The sequence below is a fragment of the Actinophytocola sediminis genome (assembly GCF_054779715.1).
On the sequence record NZ_BAAGXS010000029.1, the window covers coordinates 121513 to 140380 of the forward strand.

The window sequence follows — 18868 nt, forward strand, 5'->3', positions numbered from 1 at the left end:
AGCGTAGGTGCTCGATCCGCCTCGGTCCAGTGCCCGCGCTAGCTTCGGTAGGACTCGGGGATGGTCACCACCTCGCCCGAGGTGGTCGCGGTGTCCAGCACGCGCAGCGCCGCGGTGAGGACGCGGTGCTGCTGGGCGGTGTCGTGCGGTGCGCCGAGCGCGGCGCCCATCGGGGTGTCGGCCGAGGCGATGCGGGGCGCGCCGAGCTGCGCGGCCACCGTCGGCAGGGACGCGATGATCACCGTCGGGATGCCGGCCTCCTCGATCAGCCGCTGCAACACCACGGCGGACCGGTGACAACTGCCGCACGCGCCGACCAGCGCGACCGCCGCCGCGCCGCACTCCCCCAGCCGGCGCACCAGCTCCGGGCCGGTGCGGGTCTTCACCAGCTCGATCTCGGTCCCACCGCCCTGCATGGCGAAGTGGGTCCGGCAGACCCCGCCGATCGCCCCCTGGTCGGCCAGTTCGCGCAGCCGGGCGAGCGGGAACAGGCAGTTGGGGTCGGCGTTGACATCGCTGTTGTCGTAGCTGCCGGACGCGAAGGTCAGCTCGGCATCCGTTGTGGTGGCGGGGATCTCGCGCAGGCTGTAGTCGGCGTAGGGGCGGAACGGCTGGTCGCCAACGGTGTGCGCCCCGGCGGAGGACACCAGCGCGATCGTGGTCCGCGCGAGTGGCGCGGCCAGTGGGGTCAACGGCGTAGGCGCGGTCGCGGACACCGGCACCTCACTGCGGACGCCGTCGGTCAGCGTCGGCGGGCCGTCGCCGGCGGCGGCGTCCACGAGCCGTTGGTTGGCGCGCGCCACCTCGGGATCCCACGACGCCGGCGGCGGCAGGGTGTCCTTGCCGTACAGCATCGTCTTCAGCATCGCCACACAGCGCCGGGCGTCGGCGGCGTCGGCGGTGTTCTCGCCGAGCACGTCGGTCTCCTGACCGCCCGTGGCCTTGTTCACCTCGACCAGTGAGTACAGGTACTCGTTGCCCGCCACCATGCCGCGCGCCGCCGACCAGCACACCCCGACGGTCGGCGTGCCGTACTTGGCGATCTCCGCGATCTCGGCGGCGAAGTCGATGTGGTTGTTGCCGAAGCCCTCGGTGGCCACCACCGCACCGTCCACTCCGGACGCGGCGACCATGGCGCCGACCCGCCGGGCGACGAAGTGCTTGGCCGACTCCCGTTCCGGGCTGCCGACCACGATCACCCCGGTCAGCCGCAGCTCGGTGTCCTCGGCGATGGCGGCCACCAGCGGATCCCGGTAGTAGTGCAGCGTGGTCTCCTTGCTGGAGGGCCCGACGCAGCACAGCGAGTGCAGCGCACCGTCGCGCAGTTCGTTGACCCGCAGTTGTTGGGGCAGGTTGCCGAGGTCGATGAGCGAGGCCGCGCCGCGCACGCCACCCGGCTCGGCGGGGAAAACCAGGTTCTCGTGCATCGCGCCCTGGCCCATGACCAGCTTCACCAGCGCGATCCTCGGCCCGGCGCCCGTCGGCTCGGTGTATGTGCGGCGTTCGGTGACCGCGGTGGCCGGGGCGTCGAGCAGCGCGCGCCGCAACCGGTCAGCCACCAGGTCGGCGGCCCGGTGGGCCGCGGCCGGCCCTGGGCGCTCCATCCGCTGGCCGGCCGCGATGGTGACCGCGACGCGGATGATCCAGTCGCCGGGGTCCGGGGTGCCGGCGGCGGCGTCGGCGATCCGCTCGGACAGCGTGCCGGCGGAGTTGCCCGCCTCGCCGAGCTGCGTGCCGTCGGCGTCCACGCCGGTCACCACCAGCACGACGCCGCCGGCGACCCGGGTGCGGCCGGTGCCGATACGGCCGTCGACCTTGGCCGCGAGCGGCAGCACGTCGAGGATGGTGTCGGTCGGCACGTCCCGGCGATCGGGCGCGATCACGTCGACGGCCAGCGCGGTCACCAGGGGGACGGCGAGGCCGGCGGCGATGTCCTCGGCGACGGTCAGCGCGCCGGCCCGCCAGGCGGTCGCCTCGGCGAGGGAGACCGTGTCGACCGGCAGGGTCTCCGTGGTCAGGATGGGCGGCGGCAGGATCTCGCAGTCACAGCGCGGGCCCATGCTGATCTCCATCACGCGCACCTCGATCAGTAGTGAACGGAGTTACACTGCTGACGGTAAGCCGGCACGTTCTCAGGAGTCAAATGAACTTTGGTGCTTACGCTGGCCGGGCGGTGCTCACGGCGGTCGATCTGGTCAACACCCGCGGCACCGACCGCGACGACCTGACAGCCGAGGCGGCCGCCGAGCTGCTGGCCCACCGAGGCTGGGTGGTGACCACCGCGCCCGAGTTGGCGCGGCTGCGGGCGCTGCGCGACACGTTGCGGCACGCCTTCGACACCGAGGACGAACGCGAGGTGGTGCGCCAGCTCAACCACACGCTCGCTGAGCTGCGCGCACTCCCCCAGCTCACCGACCACGACGGCGGTTGGCACTGGCACTACGCCCCGGAGGGCGCCGGCATCGCCGACCGGGTGGCCGCCACCACCTCGGCCGCCCTGCTGGCCGTGATCGCCGACGGCGGCGCCGAGCGGCTGCGGGTGTGCACCGCCGACCGCTGCCGCAACGTGTTCGTCGACCTGTCCCGCAACGGATCCCGCCGCTACTGCAGCTCCCGCGCCTGCGGCAACCGCACCCACGCCGCCGCCTACCGCGCACGACTACGCGACACCCCGCCCTGAGCCGGTGCGGCGCCCTGAATGAGGCATTGGCGACGCTCACCGTCCCGAATGAGGCATTCAGGGCAGTTGACCCGTCCTAGCGCGTCATCGTTCGCAGGTAGTCGGCGAAGCCCTCAAGGCCGTCGAGGTTGCGGGGGCCGCTGATGCCCTCGCTGTAGTCCAGGACATAGAAGTTGTCGCGCACGACGGCCGGCAGTGTCGCGGTGACCGGGGACGACTTCAGGAAGTCGATCTTCTCCTGGGCCGGCTGGTCGCCGTAGTCGAGGATGATGATCACCTCCGGCTGGGCACGCACGACCGCCTCCCAGCCGACCTGGGTCCAGCGCTGGTCGAGGTCGGCGAAGATGTTGCGGCCGCCGGCGAAGGAGATGATCTCGTTGGGCGGCACCTGGTTCCCGGCGGTGAACGGCTGGTCGGTGCCCGAGTCGTAGAGGAACACCGGCACCGGATCTCCCTGCGGCACAGCGGCTTTGACCGCGTCGACGCGCGCGCGGTAGTCGGCGACCACGTCGGCGGCCCGGTCCTCGACGCCGAAGATCCGGCCGAGTCGTTCCAGGTCGGTGTAGAGCGCCTCGAACGGCGTCCGCCGCTCGGGGTGGTTGGGGTAGTTGTAGCAGGACTCGGTGTGCATGAAGCTCTGGATGCCCAACCCGTCGAGGATCTCCGGGGTGATGCCGCGCTGGTCGGCGAACCCGGAGTTCCAGCCGGCCACCACGAAGTCCGCGGCCGCGTCCACCACCAGCTCCCGGTTGAGCAGGTCGTCGCCGAGGAACTCGACCTTGGCGTACTCCTCGGCCCACGGCGACTCCTCGACCGGCGGGTTGGCCGGCGGCATCACGTAGCCGTGCACGTGGTCGGTCAGGCCGAGGGCGAACATCTTGTCCGCGCTGCCCGCCTCGTACACCACCGACCGCCGGGGCGTGGTGTACTCGACCTCCTCGCCGCAGCGCGGCACGGTGACCGTGCGAGTACCGGCCTCGGGCGCCACCTGCGCGCCGCAGCCCGTGAGCACCACCGTCACGGCCGCGAGCGGCACCAGTCCGCGTCTCATCGGCTTCCTCTTCCTGTTGAGTCCTGTGTGGACAGTGAGTGGAGTAGTTGGGGCACACCGGTCAGCGGATGGCGGACGACGGTGACCTCGACGCCGAACACCTCCATGACCAGTTCCTCGGTCAGCACCTCGGCCGGCGGGCCGGCGGCGACCAGCGCGCCTGCCCGGAGCACGCCGACCCGATCGCACGCGGCGGCGGCCAGGTTCAGGTCGTGCAACACGACGAGCACGGTGAGCCCGGACTCGCGCAGCAGCGTCAGCAGTTCGATCTGGTGGCGCAGGTCGAGGTGGTTGGTCGGCTCGTCCAGCACCAGCACCTGGGGTTCCTGAACCAGCGCGCGGGCGATGAGCACCCGTTGCCGCTCGCCGCCCGACAGCGACAGCACCCCGCGCCCCGCCAGGTGCAGCACGTCGAGCCGGGCCATCGCCTGCTGGCACAGGGTGTGCTCGCGCCGGTCGAGCGGGCGGTTGCCGGCCAGGTGCGGGGTCCGGCCGAGCGCGACGACCTCCTCGACAGTGAAGTCCAGTTCCAGGCTGGCTTCCTGGGTGAGCGCGGCCACCGTGCGCGCGCTCTCCCGCAGGCCGACGGTGGCCAGGTCGGTCTGTCCTATCCAGACGGTGCCGTGGCTCGGCGCGAGTGCCCGGTAGACGCAGCGCAGCGCGGTGGACTTGCCCGAACCGTTGGGGCCGACCAGACCCACGATCTCGCCGGCGGGCACGTCCAGGTGCAGCTCACGGACGATGACCTGGCCGTCGACGGTCACCGACAACGCGTCGAGCCGAAGTTCCGCCGGCATGTCAGCGCCCCCCGAACAGGTAGCCCTTGCGGCGCATCAGCATGACGAACACCGGCACGCCGACCAACGCGGTGATCGCGCCGAGCGGTAACTCGCGCGGTGCCACCAGCGTGCGGGACGCGAGATCGACCCAGATCATGAAGACCCCGCCCACCAACGGAGCCACCGCCAGCACCCGGGTATGCCGGGCGCCGACCAGGATGCGCACCAGGTGCGGGATGACCAGGCCGACGAACCCGATGGCACCGCTCACCGCGACCATCGCCCCGGTGGCCACCGCGGTGAGCGCGAACAGCCGCCGCCGCAGGCGACTCGCGTCCACGCCGAGGCTCGCGGCCGTCTCGTCGCCCAGCGCCAGCACGTCCAGTCCCCTGCTGTGCCGGCGAAGTATCCCGATGCCGACCAGCACGACCAGCACCACCACCGGCAGCGCTCCCCAGGTGGCCGCGCCGAAGCCGCCCATGGTCCAGTACAGCACCGTGCTCGTCGCCTCGCTGTTGGGCACCAGGTAGATGAGCACGCTGAGCACCGCCTGGAACCCGAACGCCAGCGCGACTCCGGTCAACACCAGCCGCAGCGGGGTGATCCCGGCGCGCGACCTGGCCGCCAGGTACACCAGCACCGAGGCGCCGAGCGCGCCGAGGAACGCGCCGGCCGACACCGCGTACACGCCAAGACCCGCCAGCCCACCGGTCACGCTCACCCCGACCGCCCCCACCGACGCGCCGGAGGACACGCCGAGGACGAACGGGTCGGCGAGTGCGTTGCGTACCAACGCCTGCACCGCGACCCCGACCGCGGCCAACCCGGCGCCGACGACCGCCGCGAGCAGCACCCGAGGGGTGCGGATCTGCCAGATGATCTGGTAGCGGGTGGCCTCGTCGGCCGGGATCGTGCCGCCGGTCAGCGCCGCCCACAGGTAGCGCGCGGTGTCCGCCGGCGCGACGACCGCGGACCCCAGGCCGATGGCCAGCAGCGCCGAGGCCACCAACACCACGGCGAGGCCGATCGCGAGCAGCACGTGAGTCCGGGGCACCCGCCGAACTTAATGTTTATGGTTTTCGTTTTCAATAGATCTGGATCACAGTTGGGCACCGTGGTAGCTGATCGTCAGGTGTCCGTGGCGGTCGCGGTCGACGCTGGCGTCGACCTGGTACACCGCCGCGAGCCGTTCGGCGGTCAGCACGGCCGCCGGTGGCCCGTCGGCGACCAGCTCCCCGCCGGCCAGCAGCACGAGCCGGTCGCAGTAGCGCGCGGCCAGCCCGAGGTCGTGCAGCGCGACCAGCACGGTCTGGTCGGTGCCGGCGAGCAGGGCCATCAGCTCCAGCTGGTGGCGGATGTCGAGATGGTTGGTCGGCTCGTCGAGCAGCAGCCCCCACGGCCGCTGGGCCAGCACCCTGGCGATGTGCGCCCGTTGCCGCTCGCCGCCCGACAGCGTGCTCCAGTGCCGGTCGCGCAGCCCGGTGAGATCCAGGCGGGCGAGCGCGGCGTCGATGATGGCGTCATCGGCGGGACTCAGCCCACGCCACCGGTCGCGGAACGGGGTGCGGCCAAGCGCGACGACGTCGGCGACCCGCACGTCGCTGTCGCTGTCGCTGGACTGCTCGACGAACGCGAGCCGTTGGGCGATCCGGCGCTGGCTCCAGGTGGCGATGTCGAGCTCGTCGTAGCGCACGGCGCCCGCGGTCGGGGTGCGCAGGCCGGCCAGGCAGCGCAGCAGCGTCGACTTGCCGGAGCCGTTGGGGCCGATGAGACCGACGGTCTGGCCGGGGTCGATCGCCAGGCCGATGTCGTTGATGATCGGCCGGCCGGCCGCGCGCCAGGTGAGGTGCTCGGCGGTGATCCTCACAGCTCACCTCGACGCCGCAGCACCAGCAGGAACAGCGGCACCCCGACCAGTGCGGTGAACACGCCGACCGGGACCTCGCGCGGCGCGAACGCGACGCGGGCCAGCGCGTCGGTCCACACCAGGAAGATCGCGCCGGCCAGCGCGCTGGCCGGCAACAGCGTGCGATGCCGCGAGCCGAGCAGGAACCGGACACCGTGCGGCACGATCAGCCCGACGAACGCGATCGCGCCGACCGAGGCCACCACCACCGAGGTCAGCACCGCGGTCAGGCCGAGCAGCACGAGCCTGGTCGACCGCACGTCGATGCCGAGGGAGGCCGCGGTGTCCTCGCCGAAGGCGAGCCCGTCCAGCGCGTTGGCGTACAGCCACAGCACCACCAGCCCGACCGCGCCGACCACGGCGGTCACCACCAGCGAGTCCCACCGGGACGGCGCCATCGAGCCGAGCAGCCAGTAGGTGATCGCCCGGGTGGTGTCCGCGTCGCTGGAGGCCATCAACACCAGCGAGGTGACCGCCTGGAAGAACAGCCCGATGACGATCCCGGTGAGCACCACGCGCACCGAGCCGAGCCCACGGCGGCCCAACAGCGCCAGCAGCACCGCGAACGAGCCGAGCGCGCCGAGCACCGCGCCCCCGGACACGCTGAGCGCGCCCCCGCCGACGCCGAGCACGACGACCACGACCGCGCCGGTGGACGCGCCGTGGGACACCCCGAGCAGGTAGGGCTCAGCGAGCGCGTTGCGGGTGACCGCCTGCAGCACCGCGCCACAGATCGCCAGCACCGCGCCGACCACCGCGGCCATCAGCACCCGGGGGATCCGCAGGTCCCAGATCAGCGAGTCGAGCAGCCGGGGCAGCGGCTCGACGTCGAACCCGAGATGCCCGGCCAGCACCCGGCCGAGCTCGCCGTAGCCGAGGTCGCCGCTGCCGACCACCGCGCACACCGCGAGCGAGGCCACCAGCGCCACCGCGCCGACCACGAACCACGCCCAGGTCGGCAGGCCGGCGCGGCGGCGGGTTCGCGGTGCGGTGGCCCGCTCGACCGGGGTGGCCGGGTGCAGCAGGTCGGGCACGATGGTGGTGCTACTGGACATGGCCGAGTGCGCGCATGCCGTCGACGAACAGCTCGACCGCGCTCGCCGAGCGCACCGACGGGTCCATGCCGATGCCCGGCACCTCGATGATCTGGTTGTCCCGCACCGCCTTCAGCTGGGACATCACCGGATGCGCCGCCATCATCGCGATCTTCTCCGCCGCGCTGTCCCCCTCGGCGCCGCGCTCGGACAGGTCACCGACCACGATCACGTCCGGGTCCCGCTCGGCGATCCGCTCCCAGGACACCTCCGGCCAGTCCTCGTCCACGTCGTCGAACACGGTGCGCCCGCCGACCAGCCTGCTCATCTCCGCCGGCAGACCGCCGTCGCCGGCGACGTAGGGGACGCCGTTGAACGTCGAGTACAGCCACAGGATCGACGGCTCCCCCGGCGCGTCCCTGCCCGCCTGTTCGGCCGCGGCCACGACCGCGCGCTGCTCGGCGATCAGCGCGGCGGCCCGGTCCTCGACCCGGAAGATCCGGCCGAGGGTCGCGTAGTCGGCGAACAGCAACTCGAACGGCGAGGCGCCGGCCTCGTTGTCTCCCGGGCATTCCACCGCGCTGACGAACGAGGGCAGGCCGAGCTCGGCCAGTTCTTCGCGCGTGCCCACCCGGTCGGGCGTGTACTGCGCGCGGAAGGAGGCCACCACCAGGTCCGGAGTGGCCGCCAGCAGTTGCTCGGCGGTGAGCAGTTTCGGGCTGAGCACCGGGATCGTGGCGTAGTCGGCCTGGTACTCGGGAGCGACCCTGGTCTTCAGGTTGGACGTGCCGGCCAGCCGGTCGGCAAGGCCAAGGGCGAGCAACGTCTCGGTCGACGACTGGTCCAACGTGACCACCCGCGCCGGCACGTCCGGAAAGGACAGTTCCTGGCCGCAACTGGTCACAGTGGACGCGACGCCGGCATCGGCCTGTTCGGCCGCCGGATCAGCGCATCCGGTGACCCCCAGCAGGCTCACCAGCACGGCGGCCAGGCCAGCCAGGACACGTCCGGTCATCGACAACCTCCAGTCAGGAGTACCCGATCTATGGCATTGAACTTGTTTTTGCAACACTGTTGCAAGAACCAGTGGGGAGGTTGGTGTGGTGACTGCGTCGTCGGCGTCGAACGCGGCGAATCGCCGGTCGATCCTGCGCGAACCGAGCTTCGTCCGGTTGTGGGTGGGCACCACGGCCTCCGGTCTGGCCACCTGGGCGCTGCCGTTCGTACTCGGGCTGGCAGTGCTCGAGCATGAGCTGAGCGTAACCGGACTCGGCGTCGTGCTGGCCGCGCGCACGGCCGGCTTCCTGGTCGCGGTGCCGGTGAGCGGCGTGTTGGCCGACCGCCACTCCCGGCGCGGCGTGGTGTTGGCGGCCGGGCTCGCGGCCGCGCTGGCCACCCCGGTGATCGCGGTCGGGCTCGGCTCCTCGGTGCCGCTGATGGCCGTGGCCGCCGCGGTCGTCGGCGCGGGGCAGGGTGCCTGCCGGCCCGCGTTCCAGGCACTGGTCGCCGAGGTCGTCGACAAGCGGCGCCGGCAGACGGCCAACGCGGCGATGGCCCTGGCGATCAGGCTCACCACGCTCACCGCGCCCGCGCTCACGGCGCTGCTGGCCGTCGTGGTCGACCTCGGCGCGCTGCTCGTGGGCACCGGCGTGGTCTGGCTGCTCGCCGCGCTCATCCCGCCGGCCGGCGGGCGCGTCCCGGCCGTGACCGCCCGCGGCTCGTTCGTCCGCGAGTTCACCGACGGCCTGCGGGAGGCGCGGCGGCATCCGTGGTTCCTCGCCGGGCTGGGCGCGCTCACCGCGGTGATCGCCACCGGCTACTCGGCCACCAGCGTCGCCCTGCCGCTGATCAGCCGGGACCGGTACGACACCGAGCTGGTGCTGGCCGCGTCGCTGACCGGCTACACCGTCGGCGGGCTGCTCGGCGCGCTGGTGGTCACCCGCTGGCGGCCCCGCGCCCAGGGCTGGACCGCGCTGGCCGCCCTCGCCTGCTACGGCTTCGCGCCGCTGGCGCTGCTGCTGCCGGTGCACTGGCTGCTGATCGTGGCCGCCTACGTGGTCGCGGGCCTTGGCATCGAGATGTTCAACGTGCCGTGGTTCACCGCCACCCAGCGCGAGGTCGACCCGGACAAGCTGGCCAGGGTGTCCGCGCTGGACTTCCTGCTGTCCTACGGTCTCGCGCCGGTCGGCCTGGTGCTGATCGCGCCGGCCATCGACGCGTTCGGGGTGAGCGCGGTGCTCGGCGTGTGCGCGGCCGTGTGCTTCCTGGTGCCGGCCGCCGCCGCGCTCGTGCCGAGCACCCGCCACTTCGCCAGCGACCCTGTTCCCGACCGCGCAGGAGCCAGCCCATGACTGTTCCCTCCGAGGTCGGCATCGCGCCGGCCCGCGTCGAGGCGCACAACGCCGACAAGGCCAGGCAGACACTGGCCGAGACCGGCGCGGTGGTGCTCACCGGCCTGCCTGCCACCGAGGACGCCCTGGTGGTCGCCGCCGCGCAGCTCCACGGCGGGGGCCTGCGGCAGCTGTTCCCGATCCGGGAGCGGCCCTCCCGCGCCGGCGGTCCGGTGCATCTGCACGCGGACAGCTTCGACCAGGTCGTCGACATCGGCGGGGTGCCGACCCGGCGCCGGGACCCGGACGAGGACGCGGTCCTGGTCCAGTGTGTCCAGCCGCCGCCAGCCGGTGGCGAGTCGTTCGTCGCCGACGCCTACCGGTTCCTGGACACCTGCGCCGACCAGGAGCTGCTCGAGTTCCTGACCGGCGTGGACGTCGACCTGTACGGCGCGTGGGCCGGGCTGCGTGGGCTGCCGGCCACGCCGAGGGTCGCCCGGCACGTCGAGTACACCCGCACCGGGCGGCGGATCGCCCGGCGCACCGACGGGGCCGTGCCGCTGCACCGCGATCCCCGCGCCGACCACGTCACCGCGATGCTCGACCGCTTCGGGCGGACCGTGCACGCGATCGAGCCGGCGCTGCCCAGGATCCCGCTCGGCGAGGGCGACATCCTCGCGCTCGACAACTACCGCTGCTGGCACGGCCGCGACGCCCACCCCGGCGAGCGGTCGGTGCGCATCCTCACCCTGCGCACCGACCAGGCGGCCTGACCGGTCAGGAGAAGGCCGGGTCGTCGATCACCCAGCGCCAGGTGCCGTCGGCCTGTCGCCTGGCGACCTCGGCGGTCGTGCCGGCGCCGTCACCGGCGTCGCCGGCCAGCCGGGCCCGCCAGGTCGCCGAGGTGATCGCGAGGTCGCCGGCGACGATCACCTTGCGGGTCTCGCCGTCGATGTGCTCGATCGTGGTCAGCAGCTCGTCGATCATCGTGCGCAGCGCCGCCTCGCCGGTGCGCGTCGAGCCGTCCAGGTGCACCGCGAGACCGGTCGGCTCGTAGAGCGCGAGCAGCGCGTCGGCGTCCTTGTCGTTGATGGCCGCGGTGAACAGCCGGTGCAACTGGGCGGGGTCGGTAGCCCGCATGCGGAACTCCTTCGTTGTCGTCCGATGCCTACGGCCGTTGATCGTGCTGGCGACGCCGCGTGGTCCGCCATCCCGTGTTCGCGGGGTACCTGCCGGGACGCCGGTCGGCGATACTGGACCCGATGAGCGGTCATGACTCGGCCAGGGCGGCGATCGAGCGCGCGTGCGGCACCGCCACGTCCCTGCCGGAGGTGTTCGCTGGCGTGGCGGCCGGCCTCACCCGGGTGGTGCCCGCCGACGACTTCTGCCTGAACAGCGTGGATCCGGCCACACTGCAGGAAACCTTCTCCCACAACACGTTGCGGCCAACCCCGGACGTGCTCGCCCGGTTCTTCCAGCTCGAGGCCGACGGGCAGGACGTCAACGCGGTGCCCGCGCTGGCCGCCGATCCGGTTGGCGGCGCGACGCTGCACCAGGCGACCGGCGGCGACCCGGCGTGCAGCGCGCGCTACCGGGACGTGCTCACGCCCCTGGGCCTGGACCGCGAGCTGCGCGTGGTGATCCGCGACCGGCGGGTCCCGTGGGGCGTGGTGAACCTGTTCCGGCGCGCCGGGGCACCCGACTTCTCCGTGGCGGAGCTGGACTTCGTCGCCTCCCTCGGGCGCACGATCGCCGACGGCATCCGGCGCACGCTCGTGCTCGGGGTCGCCGACGCCCAGCCCGACGACACCGGCCCCGGCGTGCTGATCGTCGATCCGGCGCACCCCGCCACGGCCAACCACCGCTCCCCCGGCGCCGACCACTGGCTGACCGGGCTCGACGCCGCCGACTGGCACGTGGCCAGGGTCGCGCGCCAGGCGCACACGGTGGCCGGGCCGGCCAGGACGCACGTGTGCACCCGGCGCGGGCGCTGGCTGACGCTGCACGCCGAGCCCTACGGCGAGGGCACGCTGGCCTCGGTGGTCGTCGAGCCGACCCGGCCGGCGGCGATCGCCGACCTGGTGGTCGAGGCTTACGGGCTGTCGGCCAGGGAGCGGGAGATCGTCGGGCTGCTGGCCGGCGGGCACACCAACGCCGAGATGTCCCGGCGGTTGGGGCTGTCCCCGCACACCGTCGGCGACCACGTCAAGAGCGTGTTCGGCAAGCTCGCCGTGCACAGCCGGGCCGAGCTGACCTCACGGCTGTTCTTCCACCACCCGGCCAGCACTGGCCTGACCCGCACCGGGAGCCGACTGCCCTGAATGCCCCATTCGGGACGGTGAACGTCGCCAATGCCTCATTCAGGGCATCGCAAGTGGGGCGCGCCAGACGATTCGGAGGCAGCGTGGCTTGCCGTTGAGCCGCGCCGGGCGGCCGCCCGGCGCCGGCGCGTCGGCGTGCTCGACGCTCTCCCCGCCCCGCGCGGCGTAGAAGGTGCGTGCCGCCGAGTTCTGCTCGAGTACCCACAGGTACAGGCCGGAGGTGGGGCGGCTGCGCTGGACGGCGCGGGCGGTCTCGGCGAGCAGCTGTCCGCCGAGACCCTGGCGCTTGCGCGTGGACCGCACGTGCAGGTTGTCGAGCAGGGCGCCCCAGGCCGGCGACGCGTCGAGCATCGTGTGCGCGAAGCCGACCAGTTCGCCGTCGCACTCGGCGAGCACGGTGTGCGGCGACGCGGTCGCCAGCCGCTCGGCCCACAACGTGGTCAGGAACCCGGGCACCTCGTCGTCGAGGAACTCATCGGTGTACGCGCCGCGGTAGTGGCGCTGCCAGCTGTCGGCATGCAGCGCCGCGACCGCGAGCGCGTCGTCCTGGCCGGCCGTCCGGAACCGCACTGACATCACACCAGTCTGTCAGCAGTCGAAGCGTCCCAGGGGCCGGCCCGGCTCCTCCGGGCTGATCAGGTGCCGACCCGGAGCGTGATCATGTTCCAGGACAGCGCGGGCAGCACCGCGGTGACCGTGCCGTCGGTGATCTTCGGGTCGGCCAGGTGCACCGGGGTGACCCGGTCCGGCGCGGCGGCGGTGTTGGTCGCCTCGGGGTCGTCGTCGAACAGGGCCACGTGCTCGGCGACGGTCAGGTTCGGCAGCGACCGCACGTCCACCTCGAGTGCCAGCGGCTGGTGCTGGTCCCGGTTGACCGCGAACAGCGTGACCGCACCGGACTCCTCGTCGTGCACCGCGGTCGCGTCCACCACCGGCACCTCGCCGAGCGAGGTCGTCTCGTAGGTCGGGCCGACGGGTTCGATCCGCAGCACCGAGCCCCGGCCGTGCCGGGCGGTCAGCGCGAACGGGTGGAAGATCGTCTGCCGCCACGCCGGCCCGCCCGGTTCGGTGCGGATCGGCGCGATCACGTTGACCAGCTGGGCAAGACAGGCGATCTTGACCCGGTCCGCGTGCCGCAGCAACGAGATCAGCAGCCCGCCGACCACCACCGCGTCGACCACCGAGTACTCGTCCTCGATCAGCCGAGGGTGCTCGGCCCAGTCGAGGCTGGCCTCGCCGCCGAACCTGCTCTGGTACCAGACGTTCCACTCGTCGAACGACAGGTTGACCCGCTTCTTGTGGCCGCCGACGGCCCGCACGTGGTCGGCGGTGGCGATCACCGCCTCGATGAAGTTGTCCATGTCGACCCCGCTGGCCAGGAAGCCGCCCCGATCGTCGCCCCGCGGTTCGTAGTAGCTGTGCAGGGACACGTAGTCGACCAGGTCGTAGGTCTCGGCCAGGACCGTCGCCTCCCAGCTGCCGAAGGTCGGCATCTCCTGGTGCGAGCTGCCACAGGCGACCAGCTCGATCGACGGGTCGACCCGGCGCATCGCCCGCGCGGTCTCCACCGCGAGCCGGGCGTACTCCTCGGCGGTCTTGTGCCCGAGCTGCCACGGCCCGTCCAGCTCGTTGCCCAGGCACCACAGCTTGATGCCGTGCGGGTCGGCGGTGCCGTTGCGCCGGCGCAGGTCCGACCAGTAGGTGCCGCCGGGATGGTTGGCGTACTCGACGAGGTCGCGGGCCGCGTCGATGCCCCGGGTGCCGAGGTTGACCGCCATCATGGGCTCACTGCCCATTGCCCTGGCCCACGTGGTGAACTCGTCGACGCCGACCTGGTTGGTCTCCAGCGAGCGCCAGGCGAGGTCGAGCCTGGTCGGCCGGTCGGCCACCGGCCCGATGCCGTCCTCCCAGTGGTAGCCGGAGACGAAGTTGCCGCCCGGATAGCGCAGAACCGGCGGCGCCAGCTCCCGCACGAGGTCGGCGACGTCGCCGCGGAACCCGTCGCCGTCGTCGGTGTCGTGGCCCGGCTCGTGGATGCCGGTGTAGACACAACGACCCATATGCTCCACAAAGGATCCGTAGATCCTCGGGTCCACCTCGGCGATGCGGAACGCTGGGTCGACTGTCAGTGCGGCGTGCAGCATGAACTATCCCTTCAGCCCGGTGCCGGCGATACCTTCCACGATGCGGCGCTGGAACAGCAGGAACACCAGCACCAGTGGCAGTGCGCCGAGGACGGCCGAGGCCATCGTGTCGGCGTAACGGATCCCGTAGGTCCCCTGCACGGTAGCCAGCCCGACCGGGATTGTCATGATCTCCGGATTGCTCAGCGCCAGCAACGGCCACAGCAGGTCGTTCCACGTCCAGACGAAACTGAAGATGGCCACCGCGGACACCGCGGGACGGGCCAGCGGCAACACGATCTGCCGGTAGGTACGGAAGAACCCGGCACCGTCGATCCGCGCCGCCTCGTCGAGGTCCTTGGGGATCCCGTCGAAGAACTGCTTGAACACCAACACCGCGATCGCGATCGGGATCTGCGGCAGGATCACCGCCCAGTAGGTGTTCAACATGTTGATGCTGCCCAGTTCCCGGAACCGGGGCACGATCAGCACCTGGCTGGGGATCATGATGCCCACCAGGATGAACCAGAACACCAGCCAGCGGAACCGGAACCGCAGCCGGGACAACGCGTAGGCGGCCAGGCTCGCGGTGAGCACCGTGCCGGCCGCCGCGAGCGCCGAGGTGATGAAGCTCGCCGCGTACCAGCTGAGAATGTCTCCCTGGGCGAGCAGCGCGCGAAACGAAGCGAACGTCGGATTCTCGATGGCCCAGGTCGGATTCGTGGTCTCGCCGTTGGGTTTGAGCGAGGTGTCCACCGCCCAGGCCAACGGCACCAGCCACAGGATCGCGAACGCGATCAGTACCCCGGTACAACACCGGTTGAACAACCGGGTGCGTCTGTCCGCCGCGGCGACATTCCGTTGCGCGTCGGCCGCGCTCGGCTGCCGAACGTCCTGGTAGGCAAGGATGCTCATGTCACAGCTCCGGTTCCTGGCGGCGGGTCATGACCAGCCAGATGGTGGACACCGCGAGGATCACCACGAAGAACAGCGTGGACGCGGCGGCGGCGTAACCACTGCGGAAGTCGGTGAACCCGACGTCGAAGACGTACTGCAGCACCGAGCGGGTGGCGAAGTTCGGCCCGCCCTGGGTCATGATGTACATCTGGTCGAACACCTTCAGCGACGCGATCACCTGCAGCACAACGACAAGCGAGGTCGTCCTGGCCAGCAGCGGCACGGTGATCAGCCGGATCTGCTGCCACGGCCCGGCGCCGTCGATCGCCGACGCCTCGTACAGCTCCCTCGGGATCTCCTGCAGCCCGGCGAGATAGAGCACGAAGTTGAACCCGAGCGTCCACCACACCGTGGTGATGGCCAGCGACACCATCGCGAAGTCGGGATCGCCCAACCAGTTCGGCTCCGGCAGGCCGAGCGAGGTCACCGCGCGGCTGAGCAGCCCGAGTGCCGGGGTGTACATCCAGATCCAGATCAGCGCGACGACCGACGACGGCAGAACATAGGGCAGGAAGAACGCGAGCCGGAAGAACCACCGCGACCGGCCGGCCCGCTCGGCGAGCAACGCGAACACCAGGCCGAGTGCCACCAGCGGCGGCGTGGTGAGGATGGTGAACCAGAGCGTGTGCCACAGCGCCGACCAGAAGTCGCTGCTGGTAAGGGCTTCCGCGTAGTTGGCGAGACCGGCGAACTCACCGAGCCCCGGGAAGACCATGCTGGTGTGGAAGAAGCTCATCACCAGGCCGTAGATCGCCGGGCCGACGGTGAACAGCAGATACAGTCCGATGAACGGCGCGAGGAACAACACCGCTGGCCGCCCGTGCCCGGCGAGCAGGCGCTCCCGGGGCCGCTGGCGCGGATCGGTTCGCCGGTCGCCGACCATGGCCGGTTCGGTGGTTTCGGTGCTGGCCACGGCCAACCTCCTCATTGAGGGTCACACCGGGGACGCGGTTCTGGCGAGTTCGGACAGCTTCGACCGGATCTGCGCGATCGCGGCCGCCGCCGACAGTTCGCCCGCCTCGACAGCGCCGACGGCCGAGCCCATCACGACCTCGAAGTTCGACCCGGAGCCGGAGTACCAGCCAGGCTGGTCGTAGACGGCGGTGTCGGCGGCCTCGGCATACCGCGACTGCGGGACGAGCCTGGCGTACCGGTCGCTGGTGGCGACGGGTTGCCAGGTCGGCACGTGCCCGCCCTCGGCCCAGGTGAGGCTCTGGTCGAGCATCGAGCGCACGAAGCCAAGCGCGCGGTCCAGACCGGCGCGGTCCTGGTCGGGCCGCACCGGCAGCACGAGCGTGTGCGAGTCGGCCTGCACCGCGTGCGGACCGCCGAAGATGTTGGGTACCAACGCCATGCTGAACGGCATGCCGGCGGTCTGGAAGGTGGAGATCTCCCACTCGCCGTTGAGATGGAACCCCGCCGCGCCGCTGGCGAACAGCGCGATCGCGCCCTGGTAGTCGACGCTGCCCGGCATCAGTCCTTTCTCGACGGTCAGCGTGCGGAGGTAGTCGAACACCTGGGCGGCCTTGGCGTCGTCGAGCACGATCCGGGTGCCGTCGTCGGCGAGCACCTCGCCGCCGAGTTGGGCGTACAGGGTCTGGAACAGCCGCCACGGCGACGCGACGTCGGAGTTGATGCCGTGCGTCGCGCCGTACTGCCCGGTGACCTCCTTCGCCTTGGCCAGCGCGTCCTGGAACGCGTCCGGCCCGACGATCGGCCGGAGGTTGCCCTCGGCGTCGAGCAGGCCGGCCTGTTCACAGATCTCGGTGTTGTAGAACAGGACGAACGGGTGGGTGTCGATCGGTATCGCGTAGATCTTGCCGTCGACCAGGCCGGCCTCCCAGGCCCGCTGGTTGAACCGGTCGGCGGTCATGCCGTGCCGCTCGAGGTCCTCGGGCAGCAGTTCCTGCAACAGGTTTCCCCGCACCAGGGTGGTCATCCTGGTCAGGTGGGCGGCCGCGACGTCGGGCGGGAAGTCGCCGACGGTGGCCAGCGCCAGCTTGGTGTAGTACGGGTTGCCCCACGCGAGCGTGATGGCCTGCAGGTCCAGGTCCGGATTGGCCTTGCGGTACTCGTCCTGCATCTGCTGCATGCGCACGCCGTCGCCGCCGCCGAACAGGTTCCAGTACACCACCGTTCTCGGGTCGGGCGGCGTGCTGAGCAGCCCGGCGCCCACCGAGGAACACCCGGTGACGGCGGCGCCGGCGCCAAGCAGGGTCGCGCGGAGCAGGTCGCGGCGGCTGAGCCCGTTCATGGTCCGGCTCCTTGCGTCGGTGGAGCGGAAGTGAACGCTAACATCATGACGGCCGCGTTGTTATTCCGCAATCATGGCTGCTATCAGCTATCTATGTGAGCGTAAACATCAGATAGGGCAAGATCTGGGCCATGACGATCACCGCACACCGCACCGCCGTCCTCGCGTTGCACTGGCAGGTCAACGTGATCAAGCCGGCGGGCTTCTTCGGCGGAATGCTCAGCGAACCGGTGGCCCGCAGCGGCGTGGTCGAGCGCGCGGCGCGCTTCCACGACACCGCCGCGGCGGCCGGCGCCTCGGTGTTCTTCACCCGGTTCACCATTCCCGCCGACGAGGGCGAACTGGTGCGCAACACCGGGTTCATGCGCGCGGTCGGCGAGGCGAAGGACGCCTTCCTGCCGGACTCCCCCGGCGCGCGGCTCATCCCGGAGATGGCCGCCGGCGCCCGGATCGTGGACAACCAGAAGCTGTCCGGGCTCGCCGGCAACGACCTCGCCGCCCGGCTGACCGCGCAGGGCGTCGACACCGTGCTGATCACCGGCGTGGCCACCAACCTCACCGTCGAGCAGACCGCCCGGCACGCCACCGACCTCGGCTTCGTGGTGCACGTGGTCAGCGACTGCGTGGCCGCGGCCACCGAGGACGCGCACACGGCCTCACTGGCCAACCTGGACCTCGCCACCGCGGGTTGCCTGACGGCCAACCAGGTGGCGGCCAGGCTCGGCGACTGACCCGCCGCCAGCGGACCTCCCCACGGGTATCGTCCGCCCGACGGGGAGGTGTCGACAGGTGCTCGAAGCGCTGGGGTGCACGCCGACCGAGGACGCGGTCTACCGGTACCTGCTCGGCCGGGCGTCGGCCGGCGCCGAGGCGGTCGGCGCCGCACTGGGGCTGACCGAGGGCGAGGCGGCCGCCACGCTGACCGCGTTGACCGCGCTCGGGCTGGCCGCCAAGGCCGCGGGCACCACCGCCTACCTGGCCGCGCCGCCCAACATCGCGGTGCGGGCGCTGCTGCTGCGCAAGCAGGAGGAGCTGGTCGCCGCCGAGACCCAGCTCGAGGACCTCGTCGAGACCTACCGGCGAGGCTCGGCCCTGCGCGGGGTCACCGAGATCGTCGAGGTCGTGGTCGACCCGTCCGCGCTGCGCTACCGCGTCGAACAGATGGTGCGCGACGCCCGGGAGGAGTTCCTCGCGGTCGTCACGCCGCCGTTCGCGGTCATCCCGCCAGAGCAGGGCGGCGCGATCCCGGTCCGGGTCTCCGGCGCGAACCGCACCGTCTACGACCGGCGCGTGCTGGAGGTGCCGGGGGTGCTCGCGATGATGCCGGCCAACCTCGCGCGCGAGGAGGAGTGGCGGGTCCACCCGAACGCGCCGATGAAGCTGTTCATCGTCGACCGGCGGATCGCGCTGCTGTCCGCGGTCTACGCCGACAC

18 protein-coding genes are annotated in these 18868 nt (G+C 71.7%); 5 read left to right on the forward strand and 13 right to left on the reverse strand.

The annotated features are described in order from the left end of the window. Positions 1-38 precede the first annotated feature (38 nt). On the reverse strand, positions 39-2072 hold the full coding sequence (locus ACYVIP_RS19995) for a glycine/sarcosine/betaine reductase component B subunit (protein WP_460398452.1): 2034 nt from the start codon (positions 2070-2072) through the stop codon (positions 39-41). Between the two features lie 71 nt (positions 2073-2143). Between ACYVIP_RS19995 and ACYVIP_RS20000 the strand changes: the two genes are divergently transcribed. Next, positions 2144-2680, forward strand: a complete 537-nt coding sequence (locus ACYVIP_RS20000; protein ID WP_460398454.1) for a CGNR zinc finger domain-containing protein — start codon at positions 2144-2146, stop codon at positions 2678-2680. A 76-nt stretch (positions 2681-2756) separates the two neighbouring features. On the opposite strand, the gene ACYVIP_RS20005 is transcribed toward ACYVIP_RS20000, so the two are convergent. The 6 genes from ACYVIP_RS20005 to ACYVIP_RS20030 are packed head-to-tail and all read right to left on the reverse strand — an operon-like array spanning position 2757 to position 8465. Continuing rightward, positions 2757-3731: an ABC transporter substrate-binding protein gene (locus ACYVIP_RS20005; RefSeq protein ID WP_460398456.1), complete on the reverse strand. Its 975-nt coding sequence runs from the start codon at positions 3729-3731 to the stop codon at positions 2757-2759. Beyond that, entirely contained in the window at positions 3728-4528 is an 801-nt protein-coding gene (locus tag ACYVIP_RS20010; RefSeq protein ID WP_460398458.1) for an ABC transporter ATP-binding protein, read from the reverse strand. The genes ACYVIP_RS20005 and ACYVIP_RS20010 overlap by 4 nt, the downstream gene beginning before the upstream one ends. A gap of 1 nt (position 4529) precedes the next feature. Beyond that, complete coding sequence (locus ACYVIP_RS20015) at positions 4530-5564, reverse strand: FecCD family ABC transporter permease (protein ID WP_460398460.1); 1035 nt, start codon at positions 5562-5564, stop codon at positions 4530-4532. 45 nt (positions 5565-5609) lie between these two features. Beyond that, entirely contained in the window at positions 5610-6377 is a 768-nt protein-coding gene (locus ACYVIP_RS20020) for an ABC transporter ATP-binding protein (RefSeq protein WP_460398462.1), read from the reverse strand. Beyond that, a complete protein-coding gene (locus ACYVIP_RS20025; protein WP_460398464.1) occupies positions 6374-7471 on the reverse strand; it encodes a FecCD family ABC transporter permease in 1098 nt (365 codons plus the stop codon). Before ACYVIP_RS20025 ends, ACYVIP_RS20020 begins: the two co-directional genes overlap by 4 nt. Then, positions 7461-8465 carry an ABC transporter substrate-binding protein gene (locus tag ACYVIP_RS20030; RefSeq protein WP_460398466.1) on the reverse strand — a complete coding sequence of 335 codons (1005 nt, stop codon included), beginning with the start codon at positions 8463-8465 and terminating at the stop codon, positions 7461-7463. The genes ACYVIP_RS20025 and ACYVIP_RS20030 overlap by 11 nt, the downstream gene beginning before the upstream one ends. Before the next feature lie 88 nt (positions 8466-8553). Here ACYVIP_RS20030 and ACYVIP_RS20035 point away from each other — a divergent pair, with 88 nt between their 5' ends. Then, positions 8554-9801: an MFS transporter gene (locus ACYVIP_RS20035; RefSeq protein WP_460398468.1), complete on the forward strand. Its 1248-nt coding sequence runs from the start codon at positions 8554-8556 to the stop codon at positions 9799-9801. After that, the gene (locus tag ACYVIP_RS20040; protein WP_460398470.1) at positions 9798-10553 is read left to right on the forward strand and encodes a TauD/TfdA family dioxygenase; all 756 of its coding nucleotides are present in this window, start codon (positions 9798-9800) and stop codon (positions 10551-10553) included. The genes ACYVIP_RS20035 and ACYVIP_RS20040 overlap by 4 nt, the downstream gene beginning before the upstream one ends. 4 nt (positions 10554-10557) lie before the next feature. Here ACYVIP_RS20040 and ACYVIP_RS20045 read toward each other — a convergent pair whose 3' ends face one another. Beyond that, positions 10558-10920 (reverse strand): YybH family protein, encoded by a 363-nt coding sequence (locus ACYVIP_RS20045; protein ID WP_460398472.1) that lies wholly within the window; start codon positions 10918-10920, stop codon positions 10558-10560. Between the two features lie 122 nt (positions 10921-11042). Here ACYVIP_RS20045 and ACYVIP_RS20050 point away from each other — a divergent pair, with 122 nt between their 5' ends. Beyond that, entirely contained in the window at positions 11043-12101 is a 1059-nt protein-coding gene (locus ACYVIP_RS20050) for a helix-turn-helix transcriptional regulator (protein ID WP_460398474.1), read from the forward strand. A 39-nt stretch (positions 12102-12140) separates the two neighbouring features. On the opposite strand, the gene ACYVIP_RS20055 is transcribed toward ACYVIP_RS20050, so the two are convergent. The 5 genes from ACYVIP_RS20055 to ACYVIP_RS20075 are packed head-to-tail and all read right to left on the reverse strand — an operon-like array spanning position 12141 to position 17435. Further along, the gene (locus ACYVIP_RS20055) at positions 12141-12677 is read right to left on the reverse strand and encodes a GNAT family N-acetyltransferase (RefSeq protein ID WP_460398476.1); all 537 of its coding nucleotides are present in this window, start codon (positions 12675-12677) and stop codon (positions 12141-12143) included. A gap of 59 nt (positions 12678-12736) precedes the next feature. Continuing rightward, positions 12737-14245, reverse strand: coding sequence for an arabinosylfuranosidase ArfA (gene arfA, locus ACYVIP_RS20060; protein ID WP_460398478.1), 1509 nt, complete (start codon positions 14243-14245; stop codon positions 12737-12739). Positions 14246-14248: 3 nt separating this feature from the next. Further along, positions 14249-15139, reverse strand: coding sequence for a carbohydrate ABC transporter permease (locus ACYVIP_RS20065; protein ID WP_460398480.1), 891 nt, complete (start codon positions 15137-15139; stop codon positions 14249-14251). A 1-nt stretch (position 15140) separates the two neighbouring features. Continuing rightward, positions 15141-16094: a carbohydrate ABC transporter permease gene (locus ACYVIP_RS20070; protein ID WP_460398482.1), complete on the reverse strand. Its 954-nt coding sequence runs from the start codon at positions 16092-16094 to the stop codon at positions 15141-15143. Between the two features lie 21 nt (positions 16095-16115). Beyond that, on the reverse strand, positions 16116-17435 hold the full coding sequence (locus tag ACYVIP_RS20075; RefSeq protein ID WP_460398484.1) for an extracellular solute-binding protein: 1320 nt from the start codon (positions 17433-17435) through the stop codon (positions 16116-16118). Between the two features lie 131 nt (positions 17436-17566). On the opposite strand from ACYVIP_RS20075, the gene ACYVIP_RS20080 reads away from it, so the two are divergent. Next, on the forward strand, positions 17567-18166 hold the full coding sequence (locus ACYVIP_RS20080) for a cysteine hydrolase family protein (RefSeq protein WP_460398486.1): 600 nt from the start codon (positions 17567-17569) through the stop codon (positions 18164-18166). Positions 18167-18868: the final 702 nt, after the last annotated feature.

What these genes read in the sequence shown, in the direction of transcription:
- ACYVIP_RS19995 (WP_460398452.1), bottom strand. Translation starts at nt 2,072, where the DNA reads ATGGAGATCAGCATGGGCCCGCGCTGTGACTGCGAGATCCTGCCGCCG.
- ACYVIP_RS20000 (WP_460398454.1), top strand. Translation starts at nt 2,144, where the DNA reads ATGAACTTTGGTGCTTACGCTGGCCGGGCGGTGCTCACGGCGGTCGAT.
- ACYVIP_RS20005 (WP_460398456.1), bottom strand. Translation starts at nt 3,731, where the DNA reads ATGAGACGCGGACTGGTGCCGCTCGCGGCCGTGACGGTGGTGCTCACG.
- ACYVIP_RS20010 (WP_460398458.1), bottom strand. Translation starts at nt 4,528, where the DNA reads ATGCCGGCGGAACTTCGGCTCGACGCGTTGTCGGTGACCGTCGACGGC.
- ACYVIP_RS20025 (WP_460398464.1), bottom strand. Translation starts at nt 7,471, where the DNA reads ATGTCCAGTAGCACCACCATCGTGCCCGACCTGCTGCACCCGGCCACC.
- ACYVIP_RS20030 (WP_460398466.1), bottom strand. Translation starts at nt 8,465, where the DNA reads ATGACCGGACGTGTCCTGGCTGGCCTGGCCGCCGTGCTGGTGAGCCTG.
- ACYVIP_RS20040 (WP_460398470.1), top strand. Translation starts at nt 9,798, where the DNA reads ATGACTGTTCCCTCCGAGGTCGGCATCGCGCCGGCCCGCGTCGAGGCG.
- ACYVIP_RS20045 (WP_460398472.1), bottom strand. Translation starts at nt 10,920, where the DNA reads ATGCGGGCTACCGACCCCGCCCAGTTGCACCGGCTGTTCACCGCGGCC.
- ACYVIP_RS20050 (WP_460398474.1), top strand. Translation starts at nt 11,043, where the DNA reads ATGAGCGGTCATGACTCGGCCAGGGCGGCGATCGAGCGCGCGTGCGGC.
- ACYVIP_RS20055 (WP_460398476.1), bottom strand. Translation starts at nt 12,677, where the DNA reads ATGTCAGTGCGGTTCCGGACGGCCGGCCAGGACGACGCGCTCGCGGTC.
- arfA (WP_460398478.1), bottom strand. Translation starts at nt 14,245, where the DNA reads ATGCTGCACGCCGCACTGACAGTCGACCCAGCGTTCCGCATCGCCGAG.
- ACYVIP_RS20065 (WP_460398480.1), bottom strand. Translation starts at nt 15,139, where the DNA reads ATGAGCATCCTTGCCTACCAGGACGTTCGGCAGCCGAGCGCGGCCGAC.
- ACYVIP_RS20075 (WP_460398484.1), bottom strand. Translation starts at nt 17,435, where the DNA reads ATGAACGGGCTCAGCCGCCGCGACCTGCTCCGCGCGACCCTGCTTGGC.
- ACYVIP_RS20080 (WP_460398486.1), top strand. Translation starts at nt 17,567, where the DNA reads ATGACGATCACCGCACACCGCACCGCCGTCCTCGCGTTGCACTGGCAG.